This window comes from Arthrobacter flavus (assembly GCF_039526005.1).
GTDB lineage: Bacteria > Actinomycetota > Actinomycetes > Actinomycetales > Micrococcaceae > Arthrobacter_D > Arthrobacter_D flavus.
Map to the genome: position 1 here is coordinate 16,244 of NZ_BAAAIJ010000023.1, position 15,216 is coordinate 31,459.

At 63.0% G+C, this 15,216-nt stretch carries 15 protein-coding genes; 7 read left to right on the top strand and 8 right to left on the bottom strand.

Annotation, left to right across the window (positions count from 1 at the left end; all coding sequences use genetic code 11):
* Window positions 1–17: 17 nt before the first annotated feature.
* Together ABD059_RS07120 and ABD059_RS07125 are read left to right on the top strand one after the other, a co-directional pair.
* Entirely contained in the window at window positions 18–665 is a 648-nt protein-coding gene (locus ABD059_RS07120) for a DedA family protein (RefSeq protein ID WP_343878673.1), read from the top strand.
* The gene (locus tag ABD059_RS07125; protein WP_343878674.1) at window positions 616–1,824 is read left to right on the top strand and encodes a hypothetical protein; all 1,209 of its coding nucleotides are present in this window, start codon (window positions 616–618) and stop codon (window positions 1,822–1,824) included. Before ABD059_RS07120 ends, ABD059_RS07125 begins: the two co-directional genes overlap by 50 nt.
* Here the strand turns inward: ABD059_RS07125 and ABD059_RS07130 are convergent.
* From ABD059_RS07130 to ABD059_RS07140, 3 genes are all read right to left on the bottom strand, one after another.
* The gene (locus tag ABD059_RS07130; protein ID WP_343878675.1) at window positions 1,766–2,071 is read right to left on the bottom strand and encodes a hypothetical protein; all 306 of its coding nucleotides are present in this window, start codon (window positions 2,069–2,071) and stop codon (window positions 1,766–1,768) included. The genes ABD059_RS07125 and ABD059_RS07130 overlap by 59 nt on opposite strands.
* 209 nt (window positions 2,072–2,280) lie before the next feature.
* Window positions 2,281–2,937: a cache domain-containing protein gene (locus ABD059_RS07135; RefSeq protein WP_343878676.1), complete on the bottom strand. Its 657-nt coding sequence runs from the start codon at window positions 2,935–2,937 to the stop codon at window positions 2,281–2,283.
* Window positions 2,938–3,046: 109 nt separating this feature from the next.
* Entirely contained in the window at window positions 3,047–3,835 is a 789-nt protein-coding gene (locus ABD059_RS07140) for a FadR/GntR family transcriptional regulator (RefSeq protein WP_343878677.1), read from the bottom strand.
* A gap of 92 nt (window positions 3,836–3,927) precedes the next feature.
* On the opposite strand from ABD059_RS07140, the gene ABD059_RS07145 reads away from it, so the two are divergent.
* The 4 genes from ABD059_RS07145 to ABD059_RS07160 are packed head-to-tail and all read left to right on the top strand — an operon-like array spanning window position 3,928 to window position 7,962.
* Window positions 3,928–4,998, top strand: coding sequence for an ABC transporter ATP-binding protein (locus tag ABD059_RS07145; RefSeq protein ID WP_343878678.1), 1,071 nt, complete (start codon window positions 3,928–3,930; stop codon window positions 4,996–4,998).
* A gap of 44 nt (window positions 4,999–5,042) precedes the next feature.
* Window positions 5,043–6,224, top strand: a complete 1,182-nt coding sequence (locus tag ABD059_RS07150) for an ABC transporter substrate-binding protein (protein ID WP_343878679.1) — start codon at window positions 5,043–5,045, stop codon at window positions 6,222–6,224.
* A gap of 35 nt (window positions 6,225–6,259) precedes the next feature.
* Window positions 6,260–7,150 carry an ABC transporter permease gene (locus ABD059_RS07155; protein WP_343878680.1) on the top strand — a complete coding sequence of 297 codons (891 nt, stop codon included), beginning with the start codon at window positions 6,260–6,262 and terminating at the stop codon, window positions 7,148–7,150.
* Between the two features lie 38 nt (window positions 7,151–7,188).
* Entirely contained in the window at window positions 7,189–7,962 is a 774-nt protein-coding gene (locus ABD059_RS07160) for an ABC transporter permease (protein ID WP_425546120.1), read from the top strand.
* Window positions 7,963–8,191: 229 nt separating this feature from the next.
* Here the strand turns inward: ABD059_RS07160 and ABD059_RS07165 are convergent, their stop codons facing one another.
* The gene (locus tag ABD059_RS07165; RefSeq protein ID WP_343878682.1) at window positions 8,192–9,355 is read right to left on the bottom strand and encodes an acyl-CoA dehydrogenase family protein; all 1,164 of its coding nucleotides are present in this window, start codon (window positions 9,353–9,355) and stop codon (window positions 8,192–8,194) included.
* Window positions 9,356–9,386: 31 nt separating this feature from the next.
* A complete protein-coding gene (locus ABD059_RS07170; RefSeq protein ID WP_343878683.1) occupies window positions 9,387–10,163 on the bottom strand; it encodes a 3-hydroxyacyl-CoA dehydrogenase in 777 nt (258 codons plus the stop codon).
* Window positions 10,164–10,332: 169 nt separating this feature from the next.
* On the opposite strand from ABD059_RS07170, the gene ABD059_RS07175 reads away from it, so the two are divergent.
* The gene (locus tag ABD059_RS07175; protein ID WP_343878684.1) at window positions 10,333–11,508 is read left to right on the top strand and encodes a glycoside hydrolase family 76 protein; all 1,176 of its coding nucleotides are present in this window, start codon (window positions 10,333–10,335) and stop codon (window positions 11,506–11,508) included.
* Here the strand turns inward: ABD059_RS07175 and ABD059_RS07180 are convergent.
* Genes ABD059_RS07180 through ABD059_RS07190 form a run of 3 tightly spaced genes read right to left on the bottom strand, consistent with a single transcriptional unit; the run spans window position 11,460 to window position 15,198 of the window.
* Window positions 11,460–12,527: an ABC transporter ATP-binding protein gene (locus ABD059_RS07180; RefSeq protein WP_343878685.1), complete on the bottom strand. Its 1,068-nt coding sequence runs from the start codon at window positions 12,525–12,527 to the stop codon at window positions 11,460–11,462. The genes ABD059_RS07175 and ABD059_RS07180 overlap by 49 nt on opposite strands.
* Window positions 12,524–14,116 (bottom strand): ABC transporter permease, encoded by a 1,593-nt coding sequence (locus ABD059_RS07185; RefSeq protein WP_343878686.1) that lies wholly within the window; start codon window positions 14,114–14,116, stop codon window positions 12,524–12,526. Before ABD059_RS07185 ends, ABD059_RS07180 begins: the two co-directional genes overlap by 4 nt.
* A gap of 26 nt (window positions 14,117–14,142) precedes the next feature.
* Window positions 14,143–15,198 carry an iron ABC transporter substrate-binding protein gene (locus tag ABD059_RS07190; RefSeq protein ID WP_343878687.1) on the bottom strand — a complete coding sequence of 352 codons (1,056 nt, stop codon included), beginning with the start codon at window positions 15,196–15,198 and terminating at the stop codon, window positions 14,143–14,145.
* Window positions 15,199–15,216 lie beyond the last annotated feature (18 nt).

Consider the following 15,216-nt stretch of genomic DNA (forward strand, 5'->3'; position numbering starts at 1 on the left):
ACCTGTAGATTGGGACGGTGGACCTCACCGATCTGGGAGCATGGTCACCGCTGTTCCATCCTCTGACCTTCGTCATCGTAGTGATTGACGTGTTCATTCCAGCTGTGCCCTCTGAATTCTTGGTGATCGCCTCGGGCACCATGGCGTCCGAGGGGACCCTGCTGCTGCCCGTGGCCCTGCTGACAGCCACCCTGGGAAGCTGGGTGGGCGATATTGTGCTGTACCTGTTGTTCCGCAATCGCCTGACCTCGTGGTTGGACAAGTTCAAGTGGGGGCGCGGCATCCATCGGAGTATCCGGGGCGCTGTGCAGAAGGCCGGGAAGTCACCGACCTACGCCGGGCTCATTGCCCTCCGGTTCCTTCCTGCGGGACGCTCCGCGGGCGTCGCTGCGGCAGGCATCGCTAATCTTCCGATCCGACCCTTCCTCGCGTGCGCCGCCGTCGGGGGCATCCTGTGGGCCGCCTGGCTGGTGATGCTCGGGTACATCACGGACGTCACCACCGGATTCCCATTGTGGGTCAGCGCTCTCCTGGGAATGGGTGTAGGTACGCTGGTGGGACTTGTCATTGCCGCATTCCTCGCGCTCAAGCAACGCCGGAAGGTTAGAACCACTAATGAGCACCCCGACCCCGAACGTTCCCCGGCTGCCGAACCAACCGACTAGTTCGCCAGCCGCGGCGCCGGATTCCCAGGAGCAGCACTCCTCCTCGGACGACATCGGACACGATCACGTGTCTCCAGCGCTGGAGCGTCTGCGGGCTGGCCGCCCCAAAACCGGTGTGACCGGCGGGCCGACGGCGGAGAACACCCCCGGCTCGGTCGGTGCCACTGCACCCGAGACTGTCCCGGTGCCTAAGGCCGGCCCCCAGCCGCCCGCGGGGGAACGAGGGAGTGCCTCCCGTAATGCTGCTCGCCGAGCAACGCGGGGCAGCAGCATGGTCCTTCAGAGTGTCAGATCCTGGGACCCGGACCTGGTCAGGCGGATCGCAGTCACCATCGTGGTGATTGGATCGACACTGGGCACCGCCAACGCCGCAGGGGCCTTCGGCGGGCCGGATATCCGAGAGACTTCACTGGGGACGTTCGATCCTGCGGCCACGCTGGTTTCGCCTGCCTTCCCTGCACCCTATGTGTGGCTGGTGATCGCGGCTGGGTTGCTCGGCTACACCGCGCACCAGTGGCTGCCGTCCCAGCGGCGGAGCCCCCGGCATCGGGTGCTGGGCTGGCTGGTCGCGGGGTCGCTCCTCGTCACGCTCGCGTGGGCGCTCACACTCCAGCAGACCAGCGCGACGGCGAGCCTGGTGCTGATCTGGCTGCTGGTGGTTCTGCTGCTGGGTGCCCTGCGGTGGCTCAACCGCTACCCGGTGCAGACCAGGATCGAAGCTGTCCTCGTGGACGTCCCGCTCGGGCTGTTCCTCGGCTGGGCCGGGGTCACCGCCGTGGTCCACTCCGGTGCGGTGCTGACATTCCTCGAAGTCGACTGGCTGGAGTGGGGTGCCCAGCGTTGGGCCCTGACCGGAGTCATCTTGCTCATCCTGGCGGCGATGGCCGTGTGCATGACGGATCGTGGCCGGATCGCCGTCGCTCTGGCTGTGGTCTGGGGAGTGACGCTGATGGTGCCCGAGCGGTTGCTCGGCGATCAGCAATCAGCCCCTGTGGCCTTCGCCGCCGGGCTGGGTGCCTTCCTTCTGATCATCTCTGCTGGATCGCGGCGGCACCGGGTGGACCATGCCTACCGTCGTGAGCTGCGCGCACAACAGATGGCTACAGTCGCTCCCATCGATTTCTACGACGACGGAGAACCCGCAGGATCCCAACTGTAGCGACCCGCTCCACTGCGTGGCGCATGTTCACTGCAGCGCTGATTGCCTGCCGGGCCGCGGTCTCGTGGTCGGTTTCCTCGACGAGGAACCGGAGTGTGATCCGGGGTATTCCCGCCACCACGTCCAGCTGCTTAGCTTCCACCAGATGCGCCGCCCCCAGCGCGGCCGCAGCGGAATCCATCACCGCCTCCGGTGCATGGCCGGGGAGTAAACCCGTGATGTCGAGTTGGGCACGGAACGAGGGCATGAACCCAGTCTGCCACCGCTGACCCCTTGGTCGCGGCCCTCAGGTGGGGCGGCCAAGGCCTCCGGCGGAGCCGATCCCCGAGGCGTCGCCGTCGTAACGCCTGTTAACGCCGCACCTAGGCAAGGGACAAACACTTGCCCATCAGCAGGGCAAAGGTGCAAAAATCCACCTGGGAAGAGCCTCAGATCCCCCGCACCCGATCAAATGATTCAAGACGACTTCGTGAGCACGTACAACTGAGCGGTCTGACAATCCGTACGCGAATAGTTGCTGACGAATGAACGTACTGAGTCACCGGGTGCGAGTTCTGGTTGAGTGGAAGCGAGTATCCGGTGTGAGCTGTTGACCACGCACAACACACCGAACTTCTCCAGAACCGGAAGCAGGTCAGCTTCGACGTCGTCGACAAGCAAATCCAGCGCTACGACGCCGAGGAAGCGGCCCTCATATGTGATCGGAACGCTGGCTGTAAGGGTGTACTCATCGCTGCATAAATAATCGACATGCGGCCCTGATATGTGCCCGTGCCCCTTAGTAAGGGGCACACGAAACCATTCGAAAGCGCTGTAATCGATAAGCTCTTTATTTGGTGTCTGCGCTGCGAGGCGCAATTGAGAGCGCAGGGGCCCCTGCCACCAGGATAAATACCCACGCGAAGCTCCGACCAGTTCGAGAGACGCGACGAAACCCGCCCCGTAGGCGACAGGTGAGGTAGAGCCGAACAGCTGCCGAGCAATTGGTTCTACGAGCTCGTCAATCTGTCGATCCGTTAAGACTCCATTCGATTCCAGCGCGCCGATCTGATCCCCAAGTGACTCGCTTGCAACCTTGAGCTCGGCCAAGGCGGCCTGGAAGTATTCGTCCAAGAATTGTGTGGGGCTATCTGCACACCGTGCGTTCTTATACTTCACCGCAAGTTTCCTTCAATCAGGTAGTGAGGTCCTACATAGCTGACTCTGTTTGCGACAAGGCGCTTCATTCGCTGCTCCGAGAGGATGCGCGCCGGAGCTGCTCCAGGTGCAGTATCGATGCGGCAACCTCCTCGCGCAGGGCAGATCGAGTCGCATCTGCATCTCCAACGGCAATGAATTCCGCGTATCGGTTCAGGCAGTGATGCTGACGCTCGCGTTCATGTGAATCGGCTGCGAGCAAGCCTAGCAAGGGTGAAAATTCAGCCTGGGTGCGCATCTGCTCACGGGTAAGCCGGGCCGATTGGCCGAGGGCGCACAGTTCGACCACCACATCGTCGGCAATGTGCCGCCACTGCAGTGACGTCAACGGCTCCGTGTCGATGAGACGCTCGCGAATCGCGTCAACCTCGTGCTGGTCAGCGCGATGCGCGGCCAATTCCAGGCAGGCGGCCGTCAATGCGAAGTAATGCGCTCCCAAATCACGGAGCGATGTCCGGGACAGGTTCATCAGGACATCCTGAGCATGCCGTATAGGGTCGGCACGCTCTGTCACAAAGCTCCCACCGCCGCGTCCGCGCTTCGTCACCACGAGGCCGCGTTCTCGCAGTAGCCCCAGCGCCTCGCGCACGGTGACGGGAGACACTCCAAAGGACTTGGCCAGCTCGGACTCTGCCGGCAGTCGTTCTCCAGGGAAAAGCACACCGCGGTTAATGGCGGAGTTGATCTGTCGTTCAACGACTGCTGCTTTGCCCTCCTCGCCGACCGATTCGAACACCGCGTTCCGGAGGCGGGAGGTGCGTTTCACTCCCGGGAGCGCTGTTTTCATCGAGTCCACACCCTCATTGTCGCCCATCCCGCATCCTGTTCCGGGCCTGTTGAACTATGACCTATATTACTATATGTTTGTGATCTAGCTCACCGGTGCTGCTCAATTAGGAGGTCCATATGTCGGTTATCGACACCAGAACGCCCTACCTTGACGGCGGCGCGTCCGCCCCTGCGGGAGTCTCGCTCCAGGGAGTGGATAAGCGATTCGGAGATTTCACGGCGGTCAGAAGTCTCGATCTTGAGGTCCGCTCGGGCGAGTTTTTCTCCATGCTCGGCCCCTCCGGCTCGGGTAAAACGACAGTGCTTCGGATGATAGCGGGCTTCGAACAACCGACCACGGGGACCATCGCGCTCGGTGGAAAAGACGTTACGAACATCGCGCCATTCGACCGTGAAGTGAACACGGTGTTTCAGGATTACGCGCTCTTCCCACACATGACCATCGCGGAGAATGTCGCCTACGGGTTGCGTGTACGTCGAGTGTCGAAGTCAATACGACGTGAGCGAGTGCAGGCGGCGCTCGAACAAGTGCGCCTGGGCCACGTCGCAGACCGGAAACCGAGCCAACTTTCCGGTGGGCAGCGCCAACGTATTGCGCTAGCCCGAGCGCTTATCCTGCAACCACGGGTCCTCCTCCTCGATGAGCCCCTTGGTGCCCTCGACAAGCAGTTGCGCGAGCAAATGCAGCTTGAACTTAAGCAGATTCAGCGGGAGATCGGAATCACCTTCATCTTCGTGACCCACGATCAAGAAGAGGCATTGACTTTGAGCGATCGAGTCGCCGTCTTTAACGAGGGAAGGATCGAACAGATTGGCACGCCGACCGAAGTCTATGAACGTCCTGCCACACCATTTGTCGCTGGCTTCCTTGGCATCTCGAATTTGCTGGATGCAGAGGTCGCCAAAGCGGTGACCGGGCTCGATTCCCTAGTGAGCATCAGGCCCGAGCGAATTTCACTCAGGACGCTCGACGCGTCCATCTCGCCTGATGAAAGGAGCGTAGTCGGCACTATCGATGAAGTCGTCTACACGGGTCCAAGTACTCGTTTCGTGGTCATTGACGAAACGGGTATGCGCCTCATCGCTGAGGTGCAGAACTCAGGAACCAGTTCAACACGTCACCAGTTTGCCCGGGGGGCGACAGTGCGCGCCGTATGGCATAAGGAACACGTCGCAGCTGTCGCCTAATTCCTAGGTCCACATCAACACAAATTATCCAGAGAAGGAAAAGCATGAAACACACCTACAAGTCCCTCACAATCGCAGCCGCCGTCAGTGCTCTGGTTCTGACCGGTTGCGGTTCAGGTGAATCCACCACCGCGACCGGCGGCGGCCTCAATATCGATGTACCGGAGGTGCCGATGCTTGAGGAACTCCGAGAGGGCGAAGGCCAGGTCAATATCGTCGCGTGGAGCGGCTTCGTCGAGCCAGCGTGGAGTGACCAGTTCACCGAGGACACCGGATGTGTAGTAAATCGTCGCGTTGCGGGTACCAGCGACGAGATGGTTACTCTCATGCGTACCGGTGAGTACGATCTCGTCTCAGCGTCGGGCGATGCAAGTTTACGGCTGATCGCCGGCGGGGATGTGGCGCCGATCAATCTCGACCTTGTTCCCAACTTTGGTGACGAGATCGTCGAGGGTATGAAGGGCCAGGTGTACGACACCATCAACGGTCAGAGCTACGGGGTGCCAATCGGTCGCGGTGCTAACATCCTGCAGTACAACAGCGAGGTCGTCACCGATGCTCCCACCAGTTGGGATGTCGTATGGGAGCCTGACAGCCCCTACGCAGGAAAGATTATCGGCTACGACGCTCCCATCTACATTGCCGATGCTGCGCTGTACCTCATGGCTACGCAACCTGAACTCGGAATTACGAATCCTTACGCACTCGACCAGGAGCAGCTGGATGCGAGCATAGAACTCCTCAAGACTCAGAACAGCATTCTCAGCGAATACTGGAGCGACCCGACAGCCCAGATCACCTCTTTCACTGGCGGCACTTCGGTGGTCGGCACGTCGTGGGAAGTGCTGCGCAAACTGTCTGAGGATGAGCGGATGCAGGGCGTACTTCCGGAAGAAGGTTCAACTGGTTGGTCCGATACATGGATGGTCGCAGCTGAGGCCCAGCACCCTAACTGTGCGTATGAGTGGATGAACTACACGAGTGCGGCCGATGTAAACGGCCAGATCGCGATGAACTTCGGCATGGCCCCTGCAAACGGTGCGTTTTGCGACCTGAACGAGGAAGCTAAAGCTCACTGTGAGACGTTCCACGCACTCGATGAGGACTATTACAGCAACATCTGGTTCTGGACGACTCCCCTCGAGCAGTGCGTGGACGGGCGTACGGACGTGCAGTGCACGAATTTCCAGGAGTGGACCCAAGCCTGGCAGACCGTAAAAGGCTAACGAGCGCTTGCGCCCATCATTAGAGAGGTAGGACCGTGACGATCACGGAGACCAAAAGCGAGCCCAGTACAGCAAGGAAGCTTGAGACGTGGCTCCACAGTCATCGACGTATGCGGCTCGGAGGCATCCTCGCCGCCCCAATGCTGTGGCTCGTTGGAATATATATCTCTTCCCTTGCTTTCCTTCTTATCACGGCGTTCTGGGCCACCGACCCTCTCACATCGAAGGTCAAGCCAGGCTTCACGCTCTCCAACTTCGCCACTATCGTCAGTACACCTGCCTACCTTGCGACAAGTTTTCGAACCCTGGGAATCGCGATCGCCGTGACTTTGATTTGCGCTGCGGTCGCGATTCCTCTCGGGATCTTCATGGCGAAGTTAGCGAGCCCCCGGGTTCGCGAGCTTCTGGTCATCGCCATCACCATGCCGCTCTGGGCCGGCTACCTGGTGAAGGTACTCGCCATGCGCGTGACTTTCTCTGAGAACGGCCTGTTCAACTGGCTGGTGGACCCGCTGGGGCTCTCAGGGCCCGGCTTCAGTATCCCCACAGTCATTCTGACGCTCTGCTACCTCTGGTTCCCCTACATGGCGATGCCGGTCTACACGGCGATTAGGAATGTTCCCAATAGCCTGTTCGACGCGGCATCGGACCTGGGTGCCCGGAACTGGATGACCGTGCGGTCGGTTGTGTTGCCTCTCATCGTGCCCGCCCTCATCGCAGGTTCGATTTTCACCTTCTCTTTGAGCCTTGGTGACTACATCGCGGCTGAGTTCGTCGGAGGTACAACACAAATGATCGGCAGTATCATCGCCTCGAACATCAACCTCAACCCACCCCTGGCAGCGGCGTTCTCGGTCATACCGATCGTTTTCGTGCTCGTCTATCTCATCTCAGTGCGCCGTTCCGGCGCTCTTGAGCGACTGTAGGAGAGGTCATGCTCAGACTCGCAAGAAAAACTCGCATCATGCTTGGCCTCTTCGTCATCGCTGTGCTTGCTTTCATCTATACGCCGCTTCTACTTGTCGTCGCCAACTCATTCAGTTCAGCCCGGATCTCCGCCTGGCCCATCCCCGGGTTCTCCCTAACGTGGTGGACCCAGGCGCTCACGGAGACCTCGCTGCACGTAGCGATCCTCAACTCCATCATCACCGCAACCGGCGCTACCATCATCGCGTCTGTCCTCGGTGCGCTCGTGGCGTTTGCCCTTCAGCGGTACTCTTTCTTCGGTCGGGACGTCGTGAACCTGCTGGTCATACTTCCAATCGCCCTACCGGGAGTGGTTACCGGTGTCGCGCTCAGCAACACCTATAGCAACATCCTCGGACCGATAGGGATCCAGCTTGGATACTTCGGCATGATCATCGCCCATGGAACGTTCTGCATCGTCATGGTCTTCAACAATGTCCTTGCCCGCTTGCGCCGAATGAATCTGAACCTCGAAGAGGCCTCAATGGACCTCGGCGCCGGTATCTGGCAGACCTTCCGGCTCGTCACGTTCCCGCAGTTCCGCTCTGCATTCATCGCGGGGGCGCTACTCGCTTTCGCGCTGAGCTTCGACGAGGTAGTAGTAACCATTTTCACCGCCCCGCCGGGGGTGGACACCCTACCCCTTTGGATAATGAACCAGATGGGCAGACCAAACGAGGCAAGCCTCGTCAACGTGGCGGCGACGGTACTGATCCTCGTCTCGTTCGTTCCGGTCTACTTCTCGCAGCGACTCACGAGAAACGACGAATAGGGGAATGTATCGTCCCACTCTTCACCCAATGCCCCACTCATTTGGGTTTCCGCCGCGCATTCGTTTTTCGCCATCATCGATCCGCCACGCCAGGGCGGAAAACACTCCGGCACCTGCCCACTAAGAGGGTTCCCAATCGCCAGCCTGCCAAGACGAGCGACCCGGGGTGAGCATCGTCGATGCCGGAGCTGCAGGGCTGTGCTGCCAGGGGACTCTCGGCGCAGGTCACCTAGTTGATTGCAGAGAGCCCGGTGATTGCCCGGCCGACAATGAGGGTGTTGATTTCATAAGACCCCTCGTAGGTGTAAATTGCCTCGGCGTCGGCGAAGATCTTGCCCATCCGGAAGTCGGTGGTGATGCCGTTACCGCCGAGGATCCCACGCCCCAGCGCGACGGTTTCCCGCATTCGGGCGGTGGTGTAGGCCTTGGCCAGCGCCGCCTGCGGCATGTCCCCTCCGCCCTCTTCCTGCAGCTGCGCTACCCTCGCCATCATCCCCAGGCTGGCCGTGGTGTTGCCGAGCATCCGCACCAGTTGCTCCTGCACCAACTGGAAACCGCCGATCGGGCGACCGAACTGGTGGCGCTCCACCGCGTATTGGCGGGCGACGTCGAACGCGGCGAGCTGCTGGCCCACCGCCTGCCAGCCCACGAGGATCCGGGAGCCGCGCAGCAGCCGACGCGTATCGGCGAAGGTGCTGATGCCGGCGAACCGGTCCGCCTCGGGGACCCGCACCTTGTCAAGCACGATGTCGGCGTTCTGGACGGTACGCAACGCGATCTTGTTCTCGATCCGGGTGCGGGTTATCCCCGGCAGCGCTGCGTCCAGGATGAAGCCTCTGATGCTTCCGTCGGCGGTGTCTTTGGCCCAGAGCAGCATGTAGTCGCAGAAGGTCCCGTTCCCGATCCAGCGTTTGGCGCCGTTGAGGACCCAGGTGTCGCCGTCGCGCGTGGCAGTTGTGGACAGGCCACCCGCCACGTCTGAGCCGTGCAGTGGCTCGGTGAGCGCAAACGCGCCGGTAATCTTCAGGTCCATCGCGTCCTGAAGGAGACGGGCCTTCTGGTCTTCGGACCCGAACTCGTGCAGCGCTTCGACAAACAGGTCGTGGTGCACCATGAAAAACGTGGCCAGGGACGTGTCTGCGCGGGTCATTTCAGCGATGACCATGCCACCGAAGAGGTAGCTGTACCCCTGCTGCACGGGCGTGCTCAGGTTCAGTGCAGCGAGCTTGGGCAGCATCTCGATGGGAAATTTGGCCCTATTCCACCATTCCTCCGCCGACGGAGCGACCTCCTTGGCGAGGAAGTCACGGACGTCGTCGAGTTTGGCACGTTCGGTGGGGCTGAGGAGGGACTCGAAGCCCATAAAATCGGCGGACGGGAGGGTGCTCTCCATTGAGCTGTTCCTTTCTGGGCTGCGCTGGCAGCTATTTCGGCGCCATGCGGATGGCACCGTCGAGGCGAATCGTTTCGCCGTTGAGCATCTGGTTCTGCACGATGTGGGAGACGAGGGCTGCGTACTCGGCGGGCTTACCGAGCCGGGACGGATGAGGGACCTGGGCACCGAGGGAATCCTGTGCCTCCTGGGGCAGCCCCGACATCATAGGGGTCTCGAAAATCCCGGGCGCGATAGTAACCACCCGGATCAGCGACCGGGCCAGCTCGCGCGCGATGGGCAGGGTCATCGCGGCGACGGCACCCTTGGAGGCGGCATAGGCTGGCTGACCAATCTGACCGTCGAACGCTGCAACCGACGCGGTGTTCACAATGACACCGCGCTCAGCCGAGCCGCCCTCCGGCGTCGCAGGATCGGTCGCTGCCATCGCCTCCGCGGACAACCGGATCACGTTAAAAGTGCCAATCAGGTTGATGTTGATGACCTTGGCGAATTGCTCCAGGGGAAGTACCCCGTCGCGTCCGAGGACCTTCCCGGGGGTGGCGATCCCCGCGCAGTTGACCACGGTGCGAAGCGGGCCGAGCGCAACAGCAGTGTCGACCGCTGCCTGGACCTGCGCTGGATCGGTGACGTCTGCCGGGGCAAACACGGCTCGGTCACCCAGCGCGGCAGCGAACTCGGCGCCGGCTGACTGGGGCAGGTCCACCAGGACCACGGTGGCACCTTCGCTGTGCAACTGCCTGGCAGTGGCCTGGCCCAGACCGGATGCTCCCCCGGTGATCAGGGCCACAGTGTGGTTGATGTCCATGATGTCTCCTAGAGTTGGGGGTATTGGGCGATCTGCCGCCAATTGATGCCGGGATGGAACCTGATGCCAACCAAACACTACTGTGACGTAGCCCATACCGCACCTGGAGCGGTCGGGAGTTGGCAGATTGCTCAATACGGGTACCGCGCTGTCCGGCTAGGGTGGTTTTATGCTCAATTCGCGGGAGGAACACCCGGTCCGCACCGCAGAGTTGCGGGCCCGAGCCGCGGCTGAATCCGTTGGTTCCCGGTTCGGTCATCGGCTATGGGGCCTGCCGGGCACCCACCTCGGCGCCGTGCGGTTTCCCGCGGGGCGCGGCGCCTCCCCCTGGCACTATTGGTGGCAAGCTCATTACCTTGACGCACTGCTGGATGCGACCCTGCGCGAGTCCAATGAGCGTGCCAGCGAAAAGCAGGCTGTTACAGCACGCCGATTGCTCCGGAGCATCTACTTACGCAACGGACTGCGCTGGACCAACTCTTACTACGACGACATGGCCTGGCTTGCACTGGCGGCCGACCGGCTCCGTCAATTGGGGCGCGGCGGCGGGCAGCCCGGGTCCCCCCTGGAGCGTGCACTTCGGTCTGCGCACACCCCCGAGCTGGGCGGCGGGTTGTATTGGAACACCGACCGTGACTTCAAGAACACCCCGGCCACCGGACCCGCCGCCCTGTTGTTCGCCCGGCGAGGTGATGCGGTGCGGGCTCAGGAGCTGGTGGACTGGCTGCAGGACCGTCTGCAGGACCCAGCCACCGGGTTGTTCCAGGACGGTATCCGGCTCGCTGGCGGGGGCGAGAGGCTGATACCAACTGTCTACACCTATAACCAGGGACCAGTGCTTGGCGCCCTCCTGGAACTCGGTGGCCCGGATAACTTATCCAGTGCTGAAAGCCTGATCATCGCCGTCGACAAGCAGCTGACGAGCCACGGCGTGCTGCGCACGCATGGGGGTGGTGACGGTGGACTGTTCACCGGAATCCTGGCCCGCTACCTCGCCGTCGCCGCAGGGACCTCCACCTTGCCGTCCGATGCGCGACGCACCGCCGGCGCCCTGGTGACGACGGCGGCAGAGACCTTGTGGGCTGGGCGAACTGAACCTGACCGAACGCAGCTGCCGCAGGGGATGTCAGCGCAGGAAACGACGGCGCAGGGGACGACCGCGCGCAACGGTGCGGGCCGACGTCGTTCTCCCGCGGCGGGTGCGCTGGAATTCCCGGCCGGAACCGGGGCCGACGCTGGCACCGGCGGCTCCGAGCTTTCGACTCAGCTGCAAGCCTGGATGATTCTGGAAGCCGCCTACCGGGTGGCAGCGGGCGTCGGCACTGAGGCCGAGACGACGGGATAGGCGAGCGCCCGGTGCCTGATGCCCACCGTTACCTGGTCCCCGCGGCGCGGCAGATCGGGGGCGGCGACACGGGCGCGCACGGCGAAGCCGGTCGGCAACTCAAGACCGACCAGGGCATCGTGGCCCGCGTAGGACACTGCAGTGACTGTGGCATCCGTCCCGCCAGCCGTCACGTTCAACCATTCCGGGCGAAGCATGACGCACACCGGTGCACCGTCCACGGATTCACTCCCGTCGGCCATCTCAGCCTCCACCAATCCCAGCGCACACTGCACCCGGCCACCGGACCACCAACCATCCATTTCCACGGTGTCCCCGACGAAGGCTGCCACCCAGCGGCTGATCGGGCGCTCATACACTTCGTGGGGCGTTCCCCACTGGAGGATCCGGCCGTCCCGCATCACCGCAACATAGTCGGCCAGGGACAACGCCTCCTCCTGGTCATGGGTGACGAGTAGGCTGGTGTTGCTTTGGCCTCGCAGCAGGTCCGCGACCTCCCGCCGAAGGGTTGACCTCAGCTGAGGGTCCAGGGCAGCGAACGGCTCGTCAAGGAGCACCAGATCGGGCCGTGGTGCGAGGGACCGGGCGAGTGCCACCCGTTGCGCCTGACCCCCGGAAAGCTGGGAGGGTGCCCGGTCGATCAGTTCACCGAGGCCCACCATCGCGGCGAGGTCCGCGATTCGCCCGGACCTGCCAGGGCTCCGCTTCAACCCGAACCCGATGTTCTCGCCGACCGTCAGGTGGGGGAAGAGTGAGGCGTCCTGCGGCACCCAGCCGACGCCCCGTTTCTCGGGCGCCCGCTGGACGGTGGGAGAGGAGAGGAGCTTCTCGCCCACCCGGATAGTTCCGCCCGCCGCTGGGAGCAGCCCGGCAATAGCTCGCAGGAGGGTGGTTTTGCCGCAGCCGCTCGGGCCCAGGACGGCGGTGAGCGATCCCCTGGGGATTTCCAGGTGCACGCGGTCGAGCACCGTGGTACCCCCGTAGGCAACGCTCAGCCCATCAATAACTACCCAGCTCACAAGTCCTCCTTCGCTACGCCCCGGAATCCAGAAAGCACCACCGCCGGGACGGCGGCGAGCAGCACCAGGGTGGCCGCGTAGGGTGCGGCAGCCCCGTACTCGAACACTGTGGTCCTGGACCAGAGTTCTGTCGCGAGGGTGGCGGTGCCGGTGGGGCGCAGCAACAGCGTCGCAGGCAATTCTTTCATGACCGAGATGGCCACCAGCAGTGCGCTGACTCCGATGCCGGGCAGCGCCAGCCGCGCGGTCACCCGCCACCAGGTCTGCAGCGGGGACAACCCGAGCATTCGGGAGACATCAACCAGGTTTTCCGGTACCGCGGCAATCCCGTTACGCATGGTCCCGATAGCCTTCGGCATGAACAGGACGGCGTACCCGAAGATCAACACCACCACGGTCTGGTACAGAATTGGGACCACCCCCAGCGCGAAAAACACCAGCGACAGACCCACCACAATGCCGGGGAGTGCGTGCCCCAGGAACCCGACCGCCTCGACCGCCGCAATCAGGCGCCCACGATAGCGTGCGGCCAGGACGGCGATGGGGAGGGCCAGCGCCACGGCTGCGACGGCGCCCGCGGCGGCGAGTCCCAGCGTGGCCCCAATCGCCTCGGCCAGCCGGGCGAGGTCCATCTCACGCAACGTCTCAGCGTCCAGCAGACGACTGGTGAGCCCTCCGACAGGCACGACGACGGCGACCACTGGGGCGGCCAGGACCAGGGCCAGCACGCCGGCGAGCCAGCGTCGGGGTGCGACCAGCGGCACCCGTCCGCGGCCTGCTCCCTGGCTGGCCCGGCCACGGAACCGTTTCTCCCCCGCCACCACCGTCAACGCCAGGACAACGAGCATGAGCGCAAGCAGCGCCGCCTGGTTGCGGTCAAAACTCGCACCATAGGCCGAATTGATGCCCCAGGTGAGGGTCTGGTAACGCAACATGGACACCAGCCCGAAGTCCGACAGGGTGTACAGGGCAACGAGGAGAGCGCCCGCGGCGGCCGCAGGCCTGACCCTCGGCCAGGTTGCAGCTTTGAACGCTCCCCAGGGGCCGCGGCCCAGCGTGCGGGCCACCGCCTCAAGATCCCCCGAAGCGCCTCTGAGTGCTGCGGCGACCGGCAACGTGACATAGGGCGTGCAGACGGCCGTCATGATCAGCCAGCTCGCAAAGAATCCTTCGAGGGTCGGCAACCAGACGAGCCAGCCGTAGGCGGCGAGGTAGGAGGGGACGGCGAGCGGCAAAGCCGAGATGAGGAGCATGGCGCGGGGTGCGGGGATCCGGACCCGGGTCAGCACCCACGCCGAGGCCGTACCCAGCACCAGGCATGCGGCGGTGACCGATGCCGCCAGCAGGATCGAGTTCAGCGCCAGCTGCAGGACCCTGGCCCGCAGGAGCGTGTCGACGAATTCGGTAAATCCGGCGTCGGTAGTGCGTGCGACGAGATAGACCAACGGGATCGCGGCCGTGGTGGCAGCCAGTATAGCCAGAACCAGCAGCCAGGCAGGCGGCTTGACCCGGGGCGTCCGGCCGACCCCGGGCGCACGAACTGAACGCGCCGGCGTGCTGCTGGCGCGTCCAGTTCGGACGAGGGTCATTCGAGGGTCACCGGCTCACAGTTAGATCAGATCAGCCCATGCTTGCTGAGAAGGTCCTGGGTCTGTTCCAGGGACTCAAGATCCGAAAGGTCCAGGTCCGGGTTGACCAGCGAATCCAACGCAGGCAATCCCTCGGGTGCATCAATGCCGTCCGCGAGCGGGTACTCGAACGTTTCATCAACGAAGTACTGCTGCGCTTCGGCCGAAACCAGGAATTCGACGAACTTGAGTGCGTCGGCGTCCTGCGCGGCGTTGGAGAGGATGCCCGCGCCGGTGACGTTCACAATGGACCCTGGGTCTCCGGCGTCGGGGTAGGACAGCTGGGCGCGCATGTTTTCCTCGCCAGCCTCGGCGGCCTGGCCGAACCAGTAGTAGTGGTTGATCAGACCGGTTTCAACGACTCCCTCGTTCACAGCGGTCAGGACAGCCCCGTTGTTCTCGAAGATCTGCGGGTCGTTGGCCGCGAGTGCCGCCACCCATTCATCGGCTGCCTCTTCACCGTTCAGCACCCGGTAGGCCGTGATGAAGGCCTGGAAGCTGGCGTTCGATGGTGCCACCCCCACCCGACCGGACCATTCGGGTTCGGTCAGCTCATCCACGGAGACTGGGACCTCCTCGGCCGTCAGCTCTTCGCCGTCGTACACGATGACGCGGGCCCGGCCCGTGACACCCACCCAGCTGTCATCCGTGGAGGTGAATCCGTCGGGAATGGTGGATGCGAGGTCCTCCGGAAGAGTACTGAACAACCCGGCACTGCTGAGAGCGCCGAGCGCCCCCGCATCCTGGGAAAGGAAGACCTGGGCCGGTGTCTGCTCGCCTTCTTCCAGGAGGAGCGCACCCAGTTCGGCGGTGTTGCCGTAGCGCACGTCCACCTCAACGCCAGTGGATTCCTCGAACATGTCGATCAGTGGTTGGACCAGCGCTTCGTCGCGGCCGGAGTAGAGGGTAAACGCATTGTCGCTCTCCATTTCGGCGGCTGGTGCTGAATCCGTTTGCTCGGAGCCTGATTCAGTCGTCGCCCCACAGCCCACGAGGGCGAGGACGGTGGCACCAGCGGCTAGGGCGGCAAATCTGTTAGTCATGAGTGTGATGTCTCCGAA